The sequence below is a fragment of the Paraliobacillus sediminis genome, from assembly GCF_003426055.1.
The window spans coordinates 987,037-1,003,044 of the sequence record NZ_QJSI01000001.1 but is presented as its reverse complement, the minus strand read 5'-3'; the positions used below and the strand labels follow the sequence as shown (position 1 = coordinate 1,003,044).

Here is a 16,008-nt window from a genome sequence, read left to right as displayed (position 1 = left end):
GAGTTGCTAGCTATATATATAGCTAGCAACTCTCATTTTCAATTTAAGTAAAATTCTCCTTTTTTTCATCTAACCACAATATACTTGTAACCCCACGCGGATAATACTTACTCCCTGTAATTTCACCAGAAATAATTTGATCACTCCAACTCCATACAGATAAAGTAGGGTGAGTAAGCCATTTAACATGTGCCTTATCTGCCTTTTTCCCATCTTCTTGCCATTGATAACCTAATATTTCACGTGCAACAAACTGATTCAAATACACTTTGCTCAGCCATGAGTTGTTACTTGTCGATGAAAGTTTCCAGCCACCATCACTGAATAAACAAACACCCTCCGTTAAAACAGTATTTAAATGTTTAACTAGTACTTTTATATACGGTCCAAAACGTCCTTCTGGGTCAAGTGACTCCTTATTATTCGTAAAGTATGGATAAACTAACCCTTCAATAGCTGGGATAATTTTTGAATCATTGCCTTCCCCAATAACAGCAGGAACATAACCACTTGGTGTTACATTCGCAACAATTGTCTGCGCACACCTATCAGCTTGTAGTCCAGCCTGCGCTGCCAACTCAGTATTACCATGATTACAAAATAGCTTTTCTAAAGCAATATAAGCTGCCCAACTTTTACCTGCCAAATAAATATTGTTGCGTGCTTGACCAAGTGAAACATCCAAGCTGTCATACGTCGTTATTTCAGCACCACCCATTACGCGTGATGAGTCCAAACCCATCACACCATTGCGCTTTTCTGGATCAGGATGATCTCTGTTTATCATACTATCTAATGTTGCTTCGAAAGTGACACTATTTTCCGTAAACCATTTTATGTCATTTGTTTGTTCAACATAAACAGAAGCTGTTAGCACCCAGTTAACTAACTGCTCATGTGTCATATGGGAAAAACAATCATCAATCCCAAACATCTCATAGGATGAGTAGTGCTGCCTTGATATTGTATTTGCAACCCCCATATCATGGGTAAAGCTTATCCCACCTGGATAATCCGTCTGATCATTTGGAAAGCGAACTGTATCCTGATAACTAAAACGCTTAATAAAGTAATCTAATTCATTTTTAACTGTCCATGGATTCATTTTTAATTCAAAGAATAATTGATCTACTGTTAGATCGAATGTATTCATCATCCGATATTCACCTTCATTTACGACCCAAAAAGGTTCACCATCTGTTGACTTAAGTAGTTGTGTTGACCCATAATAACTCCGAATGGAATGGGCAATCATAAACAATTGATCATCAGATAAGTGATTCACTTTTAACATCTGATTCGCTTCTAAAGCACGTGCTTTTAGTTGACCAAATTGATCTAGTGTATACCCCGCGACATCTTCCAAGTCTTTGAAGTATTTCGTGTAATAATACGTAGTGTCCATTCCAGCAGTGACTACACCACCACGATAAAAGCTAATAGCAAATTCATACGTTTTCTTTTCACCTGCTGGAACATCCATCACAAGGCAACCAACTGGTCCTAAACCAAATGTCCAATTTTCCTTTTGCGTTGTCGTTAAAATATTTTCTAAGCTAAAATGCAATGCAGACTCAACACCCGAATCTTTTGAAGTGATCGCTGATAAACGTCCTTGCCCCACACCACTAGCCTTGTCCATCGTATCATTTAGTCGCCGCATCGAGCTATACGGATCACTACCTTCATATCCAAAGAAAGCCCGCCGTTCTTGATCATGATTTGTATTATCAATTGTCAATTCTGCTATTACAGACGGAACAATTGTAAGCCTCATTGCATCATCAGATTCCATTTTGGGATCTGGGACACCATGTGCTTGTGTATAGATTGTAAAGGAGATATCTCCCGCTTCCCATGTATCTGTACCTAAACGAAAATCACGCTTCACCTCATCTTTTACATAAGGAAAAACAATCTTTGGTTTATCGGGATTCGGGTCCATATTCTCTACATCATAGCGTTCACTTTCGTCAATACCTGTTTCAAAAAATGGAAGTGCATCATACTCCCCAGCTTGTTTCCGTGACTCTACACCAATATAGACATTCTTCTTAGGTGAACGACCCAACTCTAGATCAAATCCACCTCCAGCACCAGGGAAGCCAAGTGTAAAACTCGAAAAAGAACCGATTGGTGCGTGATGTGCATTAAAAAACATATTGTTTGGCATACATTTCAACCTTCCTTTCATCTCAATTATCCTTTTACTGAACCTGCGGCAATACCTTCAACAATTCTGTTGCTTAAAAAAATGAAAGCAACTAGGATGGGGATAATACTAATAATCAGGGTAGCACCTATTGCGCCCCAATCTGTCAAGTACTGACCAATAAAATTCTGAATACCAACCGTTAATGTTTTATACTTATCAGAACTAATGAAAGTGTTAACAAAAATGAACTCATTCCAGTTATAAATCATATTAATAATCACGGTGGTTGACAAAACTGGCATCGTCATTGGTAAAGTAATTCGAAAAAATATTCGATGAACCGAACAACCATCCATTACAGCAGCTTCTTCCACTTCACGAGGCAGTGTATTATAAAATCCAATTAAGATCATAATTGTCAACGGTAAATTATAAGCAACATACGATAGAATTATCGATAATGGATTATCGATTAGATGCCAATCTAAGAAAAAGCTAAACAACGGAATAATTGTCGAATGTATCGGAATCATGTATCCGACCATAAATAGCAGTAGTACGAATTTATTTAGTTTCCAATTCATTCTCGTAATCGCAAACGTAGCGAAACTCGCCAATAGTACGGTCAATACTACAGCCGTAACTGTAATCCAAATACTATTGAAAAAGTACGTGTTAATATTTCCATCCGTCCATGCTTTAGCATAGTTTTCCCATTTGGGAGCTGAAGGTAATGAAAACGGTGAGTTACCAAAAATTTCACTATTGCTTTTTAAAGAAAAGAAAAACAACCATACTAATGGGTATATTTGAAAAATCGCAAATATACTTAACACACCATATAATAGAAAAAAACCGAATTTCCTAATCTGAGACTTCTTTGTTTCTAATCGTGGTTCCGTTGATAATACTTTGTTCACTTTTTTTTACCCCCTTCCTTAATATTGAAGATCATCTTTAGATGATGTAAGTTTCGTGATTATCAATGTTGTGATAAGCGCCAGAATTAATAAAGAGAAACCGATAGCGCTTCCATAACCAAAATTACGGCTACTAAATGCCTCTTTATACATGTAAGATGCTATCACTTCACTTGCTCCATTTGGTCCTCCACCAGTCATAACATAAATCAAATCAAAGTATTTTAGTGATCCAACAATAGCTAATATAATAGTAGTTTTTATCGTACCAGATATAAGTGGAACCTTAATTTTATAGGCTATCTGAATAGGCGTTGCACCATCAATTTTTGCCGCTTCCACTAATGACTGCGGAATACCCTTTAATGCCGCACTATAAATAATGATATAAAAACCTGCATATTGCCAGATGATTGCAACAAAAATGGAATATAACACAAAATCTGGATTCGCAAGCCATGCAGGCGGGGACTCAATCCCTAAGGTGGTAAGGAGACTGTTTAGCATACCATTATTAGGATCGTAGATTTTTATCCATAGTTGGGCAATCGCAACAGATGACAGCAACATGGGAATTAAGTAAATTTTTCTTAACAAATCAGAGCCCTTTATTTTACCGGCTAATACGAGAGAAATTGCCAAATAGCCTATCAGGCTTATAGTTGAGAAAAGAGCTAACAGAAAAGAATTACCTGCACTAACCCAAAACTTTGAATCTTGCAAAAGTTCACTATAATTTGCTAAACCTATAAATGTCTTATCTCCAATGCCATCCCAATTCATCAAACCATAATAGCCAGTTACGGCAATCGGTATATAGATTAATATAACGATTAACAGAAATGCTGGTAGAATGTATAACGCAATGATAAGTTTATTCGACATCACTTTGTTCATTCTATGATTCTCCCTTCACATCATTTTGAAAAGGACATATTTCACAATATGTCCTTTTCAATTTTTATGACTTTTAGCTATTTTATTCTTCTGCAGCGAGCGCTTCTTCTTGCTCCTTCGTGAACTGTTCTGGTGTAACTTCTCCACCAAATAGGGCTTGAATCATATCTAAGTGCACATTAGCTACATCTGCACTCATTTGCACATCTGCATATAACGTTAAGTTAGTTGCTTCATTTAAATCATCTAATATTTGAATATACATTTCAGGTAACTCTATTCCTGCTGTGTCAACTTTTGTTGCCGGAATTACTCCTGCATCTGTAACAGATCTTTCCCCCCATTTTTCCACAAAGAAAGCAACAAATTCTTTTGCTTCTTCTTTGACTGGAGAGTTTTCCGCAACAAACATGCCAACACCAGGTCCGCCGACATAACTATTGAGTTCTCCTTCCCCACCTTCAACAGTTGGGAATTTAAAGTAACCAACAGAATCTTTAAACGCTTGTGGATTATCTTCATTTGTTGTCCATTCTGGCAAGTCCCAAGTAGCCATTAGGTACATTGCAGCTTGTTCATTAATAAAGTAACCTTTTGCTTCATCGTTTCCTAATCCGTTATATCCATTAATAAAAGCACCCATGTCTACTAGCTCTTGAATTTCTCCTGCCGCTTCAATAAGCTTAGGATCTTCAAAACTTCCTGAACGATTAATAGCATTATTAAGTACCTCAGGACCACCAATACGATCAGCTAAATACATATACCACATGGAACCAGTCCAAGCATCTTTGTTTCCTAATGTGATTGGTGTTACATCATTATCTACTAACGTTTGTACCACGTCTTTCATTTCATCCCAAGTTTGTGGTGCTTCTAAATCATACTGATCGAAAATAGCTTTGTTATAATATACTGGTGTAATGTTTAACTCAAGTGGCAAACCGTACGTCTTTCCATCAACGGCATATGCTTCTGTTGTACCAGGCACAAAAGCATCTGAGAGTTCTTCGTCAATTACATCATCCAACGAAGCAAACATGTCACCGCTTACATAAGGTTCAATAAATCCTCCTGCCCATGTCATTCCAACGTCTGGTAGTTCATTTGAGGCAGATAACACCTTTAATTTTTCCTTGTATTGCTCATTCCCTAGTATTTCCATTTCTACCTTAATACCTTCATTGTTCTCTTCAAATTCATCCACAATAGCTTGCACAATTTCGTTATGCTGTTTTGAACTCCCTTCCGGCCATAAATGCATTAGTTCAATTGTTTTTTCTCCCTCATTATTCGATTCGTTTTCTGATGAACTCGTTTCATCTTCACCACCACAAGCAGTTAAAGTTAGTACCATAACAATGAGTAACATTAATAAATATTTCTTAAACAATATTATTACCTCCTCATTCAGAATTGTTCTTAATGAATACAAACATAGTTTATCACTTAAACAAAGTATCTGTAAGGTAACGTTGATTAGGTAAAATACCACTATATATAGAAAACGCTTTCATTTTTTTCTGTATGCTGATGGGGTTAGTTTTTCTTGATCTTTGAATAATTTAATAAAATATTTTGGTGTATGATAGCCAACTGTTTCGGCTATATCTGCAATCGTCTTATTGGTTGTAATTAACAACTTTTTCGCATGCTGTATTCGAGACCTGGTAAGGTATTCCGTAAATGATAAGTTAGTTTGCTCCTTAAATAGCGTACTTAAATAACTTGGATTTAAATGCACATGGTTAGCAATCTCTTTTAAAGTAATATCCCTTTCGAAGTTTTTATCGATAAATGTTATCGCTTGTTTAATGGTTGTGGTGTATCGATCTTCACTATTAACATCTATTAAAGTAGCATCAATTATTTTTTCCATCAAACAAGATCTTGCCTGCTCTTCTTCCTTTTTCAAGGCTTCTTGAACAGCCTCAATAAATTTCGCTTTGTTTATTGGCTTTAGCATATAATTTACAGCACCTAAACGTAATGCTTCTTGGGCATATTCAAATTCAGAATAGGCAGAAATAATAATTACCATCGGTTTTATAGGCTTATTATTTATCGTTTCCAACAATTTTAATCCAGTGATTTCAGGCATCCTAATATCTGTGATTAAAAGATTTATTTGATGTGTAGCGATAATTTGCATTCCTTCATTTGCACTTGCAGCACTCCATATTACATATCTTCCTTCAGACCATTTTTCTAGGGTTCTTTTCAAACCATCTCTAGTTCCTGGCTCATCATCCACAATTAAAATTTCCTTTACATACATCATTTATCATCCTTTATCATCGGAATTTCAAATGTAATACTGGTTCCTATACTCAATTCACTTTGTATTTTTAACCCTTTCACATTATCAGGATCATAATATAGTTGTAACCTCCTCTGAACATTAACAATTGCCATGCTATTTCCTTTTAATGTCGACATTTTTTGTTCATTCATCGCATTATATATTCTGTTAATCGTCTCTGCATTCATCCCTATTCCATCATCTTCTATTATAATTTGAATAATATCTTGTTTTGCTATTTGCTTTATCGTTAATTTTACAGTTCCATTAGTTGCTTTATTTCCAATACCATGTAAAACTGCATTTTCAATTAAAGGTTGAATAATAAGTTTTGGAATTCGCACCTCGGTTAAATTTGGTGCTACATTGTATGAACAACTTAACTTATTGCCAAAACGCATTTGCATTATTTTCATATATCGCTCAACATGGGCAACTTCATCTTTTATAAACACCCATTCTCCTTCGTTTTGATGGGTAATCGTATAACGAAATAATTCTGACATAGAGATAACTAATTCTGCTAATTCATCTTCTTCTTTTTTCTCTAAGGACCAATACATCGCATCTAATGTGTTAAATAAAAAATGTGGATTAATTTGAGCTTGCAACGCTTTTAACTCTGTCTTACTTTTTATCAACTCTTTTTCATAGACCATTTGAATGAGATAATTCATTTCTTCAGCTAATTGATTATAGGTAATATTTAGTTCATTAATCTCATTTGATGTAATGATCTGAGGATTTAATGTTAACTTTCCTTCACTTGCCTTACGCATTGTTTGTGTTAATTTAATAATTGGTCTTGTTATGAATGTAGATAGAAAATAAGAACAAATAAAAAATATAAAGAAGCCAACAAGGCCAGATACCAAAATAACTGTTTGGAGTACAGTTATCCCATTCGTAAGTTTATTTACTGGCGTTAGCATTGTAACTGTCCAATTCGTGATGTTAGACTTATGCTTCACAACCATATAATTTTCTCGATCAATTTCAATTGTATTTCGAGATACCTGTAATATTTCATCTATATTTTCTTCATTAAAATTTGAGGTGATAATTTGATTTTTTTCATCAGTTAGTACCATATAGTTTTCTTGTGTACTACTTTGATCATTTAATTGTAAATAGTTCTTATTTATTCGTATTAATAAATAACCACCACGTTCAAAATAATTATCCATTAAATTAACACGACGAACAGTAATAAAAAAAGTTTCATTATTAGGATCCTCACCAATCCATACTAAACTCCCTTTTGCTATGTCAGCTTGTCTTAGCCAGCGACGGTCGATTTGATCATTCACTGTTTCAACACTTAACGGAATGACTTTCTCAAAATCTCGATTGTATAATTCTAAATTATAAATGCCATCTGCGTTTGCTTGTAATCTGTTAGTAATTCTAATCAGTTCTTGTCGCTCATTAAAAGAAACTAATTCTCCTCGTAATTCACTTAATAGGACATCTTGAAGATCAGTATTACTAGAGACCTGCTTTGTGCTCATATTTAATTGCTCAAATAAAGAATCAAATCTTCCACTTGCCTCTATAACTGTCTGTTTAATTTGTTCTTCGGCATTATTCCTTAACATAACTGAAACTTGCTTATATGTTAAAATGCCAACAGTAATTAAAACAAGTAGCATAACAATCAAATATACAATTAGAATTTGATTTCTTAATGTATTCCAACGTTTCAAAAAAAACATCTCTTCGTACCAACCTTCTTATTATTTTTCCTTCTATTGTATTCGCTTACATAATAGCATAAATAACGACTTTGTCTACCCAGCACACTAAGTTAATGAAGGCTTATAATAGCGTTGAATTCGTATTACTATTAACATAATTCGTTTAGTTTCCGAACATTACTACTGGTTATTCATAATAACATTCAGTTATTACTTTATTTATGCTCTTTTTATTGCTAATATAAGAACTAGAAATAATTTTTAAGTGGAGGAACATTTATGAACAATAATGAGAATTTTATGCAACAAGCGATTGAATTAGCAGTTAGCAATGTGAATAAAAATGGCGGCCCTTTCGGTGCGATTATCGTAGATCAAACAGGTAAAATTGTAGGTTCTGGTCAAAATCGTGTTACTGAAAATCATGATCCAACTGCACATGCAGAAGTTCAAGCAATTAGACAAGCATGCCAAAAACTTGATACTTTCCAACTCGAAAATTGCATCCTATATACAAGTTGTGAACCATGTCCAATGTGTCTTGGCGCGATCTATTGGGCTCGCATTAAGAAAGTTTACTATGCCGCGGATCAACAACTTGCTGCAGCAGGTGGGTTTGATGATGCCTTCATTTATGAGGAAATTGCAAAACCATATGAAAAGCGTACAATCCCTTTTCATTTACTAGACATAGACGATAAAAACAAACCATTTGAGACTTGGAAAAGTCTAGAGGTTAAAATGGAATACTAAGAATCGATAGACGAGCGAAAAATTGCTCGTCTTTTTTTATATTTCCACACCCCTTTTACAGATTGAACCAGGCAATTAAGACTTGGTATAACAAGGAGTTAGCTGAAGCCATGCCTGCGGAAAGGGAGCCCATTTCGCTTGAGGAGCCAGATAGTTTTTGTTTAGAAAGTTGCATTTTTTATATTTGATATATCTCCAATGGCAATCCATCTGGATCACTAAAGAAGGTGAATGCTTTCTTCGTTTGTTCGTCTATACGAATTGGTTCGGTTTCTATTCCTTGCTCATGTAATAGCCTTAGCGTTTTTTCGATATCCTCTACTGAAAACGCAACATGTCTTAGTCCCTGCGCTTCTGGATAACTTGGTCTATCTGGTGCATTTGGAAAAGAAAATAATTCAATAACATAGTGAGAACCTATAGCGAGATCAAGCTTATAAGAATCTCTTTCTGCTCTGTACGTTTCTTTGATAACGTGTAGACCTAGTTTATCAGTATAAAAATCTTTTGAGACCTGATAATTAGAACAGATAATTGCGATATGGTGAATGGAACTGAACATATAATCTCCCTCCTCACTACTAGTTTAGCTTTTTTCATTAAAATTACAAATTTTGTTCGGTCATTTTCTATTGATTATTTTTTTAAAATTAAAATAGGACTTTTGTAGGATGGAATTCAGCCTAAAATATTATATAATGAAAACGGTTACAAAAGTTAACGTTACATCTTTTATTTATGGAAAAGAATGATCGATCTTCATTCACATAAAAACAAGGTGTACTATTTTTTCAATTTAGATTGTCCCCCTTTGGGCATCCAATTCGTTGGATGCCTCTTTTTTATTCATTTGTGGTACGCTATTACTACTAAAATTTAACGATGAGGTGACAAAATTGAAATACAGAACACTTGGTGAAACAGACTTAGAAGTATCCGTGATTGGACTTGGCACGTGGCAATTTGGAGGCGAATGGGGAAAGGATTTTACTCAAAAAGAGGTCGATGCGATTCTAGATAAAGCGAATGAAAAAGGTATCAACCTTCTAGATACAGCTGAATGTTATGGTGATCATTTATCTGAAGATTTTATCGGTAATTATATTCAAAACCATAAGCGAGAAGATTGGATTCTCGCAACAAAATTTGGTCATCACTTCCACAATAATTTTGAACGCACGAGACATTGGCAGGCTGATGATGTATTAAAACAGCTTGATCAATCATTAAAATCGCTCAAAACAGAATATATTGATCTTTATCAAGCACATTCCTGCACTGATGAGGAATTTAAGAATGATGCTTTATGGACAATGTTAGATAAACAAAAACAAGCAGGGAAAATTCGTCATCTTGGTATTTCACTAAAATCAAATGACGATCCGTATCAAACACAAGCCTCTCGTGAGGTAGGTGCCTCATCTATTCAAGTCGTTTACAATCGCTTAGAGCAAGTACCAGAAAAGGAAATCTTTCCGGCTGCTAAAGAAAACAAACTTGGCGTATTAGCACGTGTACCGCTTGCAAGTGGATATCTCAGTGGCAAGTATAAACCTGGTGCTACATTTGAAGCAACAGACGTTCGATCACGTCATGATAAAGAAGATACTGCTAAAAAATTAGCTTTAGTTGAAGAGATTGCATACTCTGAAGTTCCAAAAGATGTTCCTATGGCTACTTGGGCATTAGGTTGGTGCCTTCAACACACTGCAGTCACTACTGTTATCCCAGGTTGTAAAAACCCAGAGCAAGTAACCAGAAATGCAGAAGCTGCCGATTTGGATATTGTTAAGTAACTAATTAGGTTTAGATTGAGGATTTTTTTAAATGTTAGGTTTTCCGGCCGAGCAAAAATATTTCCATATAACAGTCTGACTAAACAAGTAAAAGCAGTGCTCTCTTAGGAGAAAACACTGCTTTTACTTGTATTAGTGACCACGCCTTGTCAAATTAACGGGCATTGTATTATTTTTATTTGTATACTTCATTATATCCTCATTAGTTACGGTTTCTTTTTCATTAACTTTTGAGGCATAATGATCCTGATATTCTTCATCTATTTGTTTGTAACGTTTTCGCATAATATCCCTCCTTACACTATAGTGTATGTAACGATTGGATAATTCATGCTTTAGTGAAGCGCATTCCTATTTAAAAGTCCTTGTTGCTTCTACCGCCTTTTGCCATCCACTATATAATTTATTACGTTTTTCCACGGACATTTTAGGTTCAAACGTATTTCCTTTTTTCCAATGTGTTGCGATCTCTTCACGATCTCGCCAATATCCAACAGCTAAACCGGCCAAATAAGCTACACCGAGCGCTGTTGTTTCATTAATATAAGGTCTCTCAACGGGTACAAAATAAACGCCGTCAGTTGACTCGACACGATTTGCGTATCGCGCACTATCAGCGGGGGCTTTTAACATCCTTAAACCGTCACGTAACCACTGCAAAGCAGAGCCTGCGACAAAGATACTGCCCTCTAAGGCATATTCTAGCTTTCCATCAATTCCCCATGCTAATGTAGTTAACAAACAATGTTTTGACGTTACTGCCTTTTCTCCTGTGTGCATCAACATAAAACAACCTGTTCCATATGTATTTTTAGCCATTCCTAGTTCATAACAGGCTTGTCCAAATAATGCGGCCTGTTGATCTCCTGCGGCACCAGCAATTGGAATCTCTTCTCCAAAAAAGTGATGGGAAACCGTTTTACCATAAACCTCTGAAGATGGACGAACTTCTGGTAACATACTTTTTGGTACAGAGAGGATCTCCAATAATGAATCATCCCAGTCCAAATCATAGATGTTATATAAAAGTGTTCGTGATGCGTTGGAATAATCCGTCACATTCTTCCTTCTGACGCGACTGCCAAACAATTGCTTTGTGAATCGGCTTACCTGTATGTTTATCCCATATAACTGTTGTTTCTCGTTGATTTGTTATTCCTATTCCTTCTATTTGTTTAGCTTCTATATCTGCTATACGGATAACATCAGTCATACACGCTAGAACAGAGGTCCAAATTTCATTCGCATCATGTTCAACCCACCCAGGTTTCGGGAAAATTGTTCGAATTCTCTTTGTCCCATTGCTATCAATTCACCTTGTTTGTGAACTTGTTGTACCCTGATCAATTGCCATTATATATTTTTCCATTATATGAACCCCTTTAATTAGAAAAATTCTATATTTTTTATTGCTGATTTTTTTAATTTTAACAAAAAAATACCTGTACCTTTATTATTGTACAAATCAAGCATTTGTACAATAATAAAGGTACAGGTCAAAACTTGCGAAGGGATGCAGCTCGCTTGCTACTTCTATATCATACACAATAATGTAAACGCTATCAATAGTTTTTTTGAAATAAATGTTTTTTTGGATTTTTTTACACATGTTTGTACTAATTTTATCTATATTTTTTTACAAGTTCTACTTTCAACAATCACAAATTATGAACATAAATTTGATTTTTATCTTATTTCACTCTAATATTAAGATTAGTATGTTATTTGTAAGAAAAAGTTACAAACTTTTCTGTTATTTTATACAAACAAACATGTTATGATATATTTAGGTATCGAATAAGAGAACCGTGTAACTCGAATCACACTATTTTAAATATGTGAATATTCTCAATTTTCATCCAAATTTTCGAAAGGAAGTGAACACATGCAAACAAATACCGATCAGCTAGCTACCGTATCTTTGCATCGAGACGTTGAATATTTAAATAAAATACTCGATAAAGTTTTATTCCACGAAGGTGGTGAAGAATTACTTGAAAAAGTTAATAAAATTCGTTCTCTAACTAAATCCTTGCGTGATACAAAGGATTCTAGTGTTTACCTACAAATAAAACAAGAAATTAATCAACTTGAACATCCATTACGCCAGAATGTGATTCGTGCCTTCTCTACAAATCTTCACCTCTTTAATATCGCAGAACAGAACTACCGAAGTAGACGCCGCAGACACTATCAGGCACAGGATGAGACAATTATTCAACCTGGTTCACTTGAGGAAGGTGTAAATACATTATTTGAAAATGATGTAACACCAGAAAAAATTGGAGAACTGTTAGACAAGTTGTCTCTAGAACTTGTAATAACTGCACATCCAACAGAAGCGACAAGAAGAACAATGCTAAGAATTCACCAACGTATTGCTGATTTATTAAAAGCTTCAGATTATTCAAGTACACGTTATTCTAAAAAAGTAATCGAAGAAACCATTGAAAATGAAATTACAATCCTTTGGCAGTCATCAGAAATTCGTCAGAAAAAACCTTCTGTAATGAAAGAAGTTTCAAATGGACTATATTTCTTTGATAAAGTTTTATTTGACGTGTTACCACAACTACATCAAGATTTAGAAGATTTATTATATGAAAAATATAATAAACGTTGGCATGTTCCATCGTTTTTACGTTTCGGTTCATGGATAGGTGGAGATCGTGACGGGAATCCAAATGTTAAAGCAGAAACTACTTTTAAAACATTACAAACACATCGTGAACTTGTTCTAAGTAAATACAAAGATTCAATAGACAAGTTAAAAGAATTACTTAGTCAGTCATCACAAAAAGTGACTATTACTGATGCGTTAGAAAAGTCAATCCAACATGATCAAAAAGAGTTAGATTATAATGGTTGGCATAAAGAAGACGAAGTATATCGCATTAAACTTGGTCTTATGCTCAAACGTTTAACTTATACAGAAGAAGATCATGAACTTGGCTATCAGTCAGCTCAGGAATTAGTCGATGATTTATACTTAATGCAAGACAGTTTGAGTTTACATCATCCAAATAACACACCTGTAAAACTATTACGTAAAGTGATTCGCCAAGTTGAAGTGTTTGGTTTTCACCTTGCTACACTTGATGTTCGTAATCATAGTGGAGAACACGAAGCAACCCTTACAGAAATTTTACGTCAAGTAAATATTACTTCCTCGTATAAGGATTTAGAAGAAAAAGAGAAAATGGACTTACTAATAAAAGTATTAGAAGATCCACGTCCACTTATTTCTGTTTACGATGAATTCTCTGAAGGAACACAAGAAATGATTAATACGTTCCGAACAATAAAAGATGCTAAGGACACTTTTGGTGAACGCGCAATTGAAGTTTACTTAATTAGTATGACTGCTTCTGTAAGTGACTTATTAGAAGTACTTGTATTAGCAAAAGAAGTTGGCCTATATCGTGTATATCCTGATGGATCAGTAATGAGTCGTTTACATGTCGCACCATTACTAGAAACAATTGATGATCTGAAGGATGGACCAGAGATAATTAAAAACTTATTAGATATTCCACTTTATCGCAAACACTTAGAAGTTCGTGGTGATTTACAAGAGATCATGCTTGGCTACTCTGATAGTAGTAAAGATGGTGGGACACTAACAGCAAACTGGGAGCTATATAAAGCACAAGAGGAAATTCACTCTATCGCTGCTGATTATGGTGTGAAATTGAAGTATTTCCATGGACGTGGTGGTTCATTGGGTCGTGGCGGTGGTCCACTTTACTCTAGTCTATTATCACAACCACCAGTTACGCTTGGAGATGGTGTGAAAATTACAGAGCAAGGTGAAGTTTTATCTTCACGTTATTTACTGACTGATATCGCATATCGTAGTTTAGAGCAAGCAACAACTACTATGATGACTGCAATTGCAGGCTTTACTGATATACCAGAACAGAAAGATATGCCCACTACTAAGGCATCAAGTGCAATGGGTAAAATTTCCGACTATGCATTAGAAAAATATCAATCTCTAATCTTTAAAGATGAAGGTTTCTTAACTTACTTTAACCAAGCAACACCTTTAAATGAATTAGGTGCTTTGAATATTGGTTCAAGACCGATGAAACGTAAAGGCAGTAATCGATTTGAAGACTTGCGTGCTATTCCTTGGGTATTTGCTTGGACTCAAAGTAGACAACTACTTCCTGCTTGGTATGCTGCAGGTACAGGTATTAACAAATTCATAGAAGAAACAGGAGATCTTGAACTGCTCCAACACATGTATCAAACATGGCCATTCTTCCAAGCAACCGTCAATAACTTACAAATGGCGCTTACTAAAGCTGATCTAACTACTGCTAGTGAGTACACAAAAATGGTTGAAGATCCAATAATTCAAGCTAGAATTTTTGATCAAATTAAAGAAGAATATACGTTAACAAAATCTATGGTATTAAAAATTTCGAAGCAAGACGAGCTAATGGATCATAAACCAAATATAAAAGAATCTGTTAGACTACGTAATCCTTTAGTAGATCCACTTAATTTGATTCAAGTAAACTTAATCACCAAACTTCGTGAAGCTGAGGAAGACTCTGACGAAATGAATGAATTATTAACAGAAGTTTTACTTACAATTAATGGTATTGCAGCTGGTTTACGAAATACAGGTTGATCTTTAAATAAACTATTTCATCGAACTGATGAAGTAGTTTATTTTTTTCTTATAAAACACAAATTGTCATATCTTTTATATTTTGTGAACAAATATGTCAATATAGTGACTAACACTACAACCTTCGACAAAAAAACAATAATTACCTCTGTTTACAATCTATTGAATTCAGTATAAAATTATAGTAGATTACAATCGAGAGTTAGATGCGTGATACAACTTACATGCTACAATAAAATCTCTTGAAAGGTGGTGCAAGAAATCAACTTCACATGTAATAGGATAGACAATAAACAGCTAAAACACTATGATAGGGGTGTCATTGTGGGGGACTCACAAGCACAAAATGAACGGCTAGAGCAATTACGCCTTCAGATGTATATGAAATATAGCAAAACCAAGGATGAAAAAGAAATTGTAGAGATTTCACAGGAACTAGATAAGCTAATCTATGAATTCATTTCAATACCGGGCAAAAACCGTTTAGCTTAAGGCAATGATCATTCATTTACTGCTATGAATGACATATTTCTCCTACTAATACGTCCACTTTACTCCTTTCACTTAACTCATTCTATATTAGCAAAGGCACAGCCATTGAAAGATGGTGTCGCAAAACTATAGGAGCTACGGGAAACTACGCTTGCCAGTTATCAAATCATATGAAAGTAAAAAGTGCCAGGATTACGCATTAGGCTGTATTTTAAAAATAGTATATTCAGTTCATATTACAAAAGAGGTGTGTCTACAAGTAGATACGCCTCTTTTCGTATCTCTACTTATAATTTGGCCTCCCCGAAGTACACAGGTCCACATGGCGCTGATATTGATCTTCATTCGTATTTT

At 34.9% G+C, this 16,008-nt stretch carries 12 protein-coding genes, 1 pseudogene and 1 riboswitch; of the genes and pseudogenes, 4 read left to right on the top strand and 9 right to left on the bottom strand.

Annotated elements, in window-relative coordinates; translation table 11 throughout:
* Positions 1-43: 43 nt before the first annotated feature.
* From D2K60_RS04305 to D2K60_RS04280, 6 genes are all read right to left on the bottom strand, one after another.
* A complete protein-coding gene (locus tag D2K60_RS04305; RefSeq protein ID WP_117168743.1) occupies positions 44-2,173 on the bottom strand; it encodes a glycoside hydrolase family 52 protein in 2,130 nt (709 codons plus the stop codon).
* A gap of 26 nt (positions 2,174-2,199) precedes the next feature.
* The gene (locus D2K60_RS04300) at positions 2,200-3,024 is read right to left on the bottom strand and encodes a carbohydrate ABC transporter permease (RefSeq protein ID WP_420818810.1); all 825 of its coding nucleotides are present in this window, start codon (positions 3,022-3,024) and stop codon (positions 2,200-2,202) included.
* A gap of 69 nt (positions 3,025-3,093) precedes the next feature.
* On the bottom strand, positions 3,094-3,972 hold the full coding sequence (locus D2K60_RS04295) for a carbohydrate ABC transporter permease (protein WP_117168741.1): 879 nt from the start codon (positions 3,970-3,972) through the stop codon (positions 3,094-3,096).
* Positions 3,973-4,054: 82 nt separating this feature from the next.
* Positions 4,055-5,344 carry an extracellular solute-binding protein gene (locus tag D2K60_RS04290; RefSeq protein ID WP_117169103.1) on the bottom strand — a complete coding sequence of 430 codons (1,290 nt, stop codon included), beginning with the start codon at positions 5,342-5,344 and terminating at the stop codon, positions 4,055-4,057.
* Between the two features lie 141 nt (positions 5,345-5,485).
* On the bottom strand, positions 5,486-6,253 hold the full coding sequence (locus tag D2K60_RS04285; RefSeq protein ID WP_338048343.1) for a response regulator transcription factor: 768 nt from the start codon (positions 6,251-6,253) through the stop codon (positions 5,486-5,488).
* Positions 6,250-7,989 (bottom strand): sensor histidine kinase, encoded by a 1,740-nt coding sequence (locus tag D2K60_RS04280; protein WP_117168739.1) that lies wholly within the window; start codon positions 7,987-7,989, stop codon positions 6,250-6,252. Before D2K60_RS04280 ends, D2K60_RS04285 begins: the two co-directional genes overlap by 4 nt.
* Positions 7,990-8,250: 261 nt before the next feature.
* On the opposite strand from D2K60_RS04280, the gene D2K60_RS04275 reads away from it, so the two are divergent.
* The gene (locus D2K60_RS04275; protein WP_117168738.1) at positions 8,251-8,724 is read left to right on the top strand and encodes a nucleoside deaminase; all 474 of its coding nucleotides are present in this window, start codon (positions 8,251-8,253) and stop codon (positions 8,722-8,724) included.
* A gap of 178 nt (positions 8,725-8,902) precedes the next feature.
* On the opposite strand, the gene gloA2 is transcribed toward D2K60_RS04275, so the two are convergent.
* Positions 8,903-9,286 (bottom strand): SMU1112c/YaeR family gloxylase I-like metalloprotein, encoded by a 384-nt coding sequence (gene gloA2 / locus D2K60_RS04270; RefSeq protein WP_117168737.1) that lies wholly within the window; start codon positions 9,284-9,286, stop codon positions 8,903-8,905.
* Between the two features lie 334 nt (positions 9,287-9,620).
* Here gloA2 and D2K60_RS04265 point away from each other — a divergent pair, with 334 nt between their 5' ends.
* On the top strand, positions 9,621-10,520 hold the full coding sequence (locus D2K60_RS04265) for an aldo/keto reductase (protein ID WP_117168736.1): 900 nt from the start codon (positions 9,621-9,623) through the stop codon (positions 10,518-10,520).
* Positions 10,521-10,652: 132 nt separating this feature from the next.
* Here D2K60_RS04265 and D2K60_RS20555 read toward each other — a convergent pair whose 3' ends face one another.
* Both D2K60_RS20555 and D2K60_RS04260 read right to left on the bottom strand, forming a co-directional pair.
* The gene (locus D2K60_RS20555; protein WP_162880691.1) at positions 10,653-10,805 is read right to left on the bottom strand and encodes a hypothetical protein; all 153 of its coding nucleotides are present in this window, start codon (positions 10,803-10,805) and stop codon (positions 10,653-10,655) included.
* Between the two features lie 66 nt (positions 10,806-10,871).
* Positions 10,872-11,889: pseudogene (locus tag D2K60_RS04260) on the bottom strand (FGGY family carbohydrate kinase).
* A 516-nt stretch (positions 11,890-12,405) separates the two neighbouring features.
* Here D2K60_RS04260 and ppc point away from each other — a divergent pair.
* Together ppc and D2K60_RS04250 are read left to right on the top strand one after the other, a co-directional pair.
* On the top strand, positions 12,406-15,162 hold the full coding sequence (ppc, locus tag D2K60_RS04255) for a phosphoenolpyruvate carboxylase (protein WP_117168735.1): 2,757 nt from the start codon (positions 12,406-12,408) through the stop codon (positions 15,160-15,162).
* Between the two features lie 324 nt (positions 15,163-15,486).
* Positions 15,487-15,654, top strand: a complete 168-nt coding sequence (locus tag D2K60_RS04250; RefSeq protein WP_117168734.1) for an aspartyl-phosphate phosphatase Spo0E family protein — start codon at positions 15,487-15,489, stop codon at positions 15,652-15,654.
* An 85-nt stretch (positions 15,655-15,739) separates the two neighbouring features.
* A riboswitch (cyclic di-GMP riboswitch) is annotated at positions 15,740-15,820 on the top strand.
* Positions 15,821-16,008: the final 188 nt, after the last annotated feature.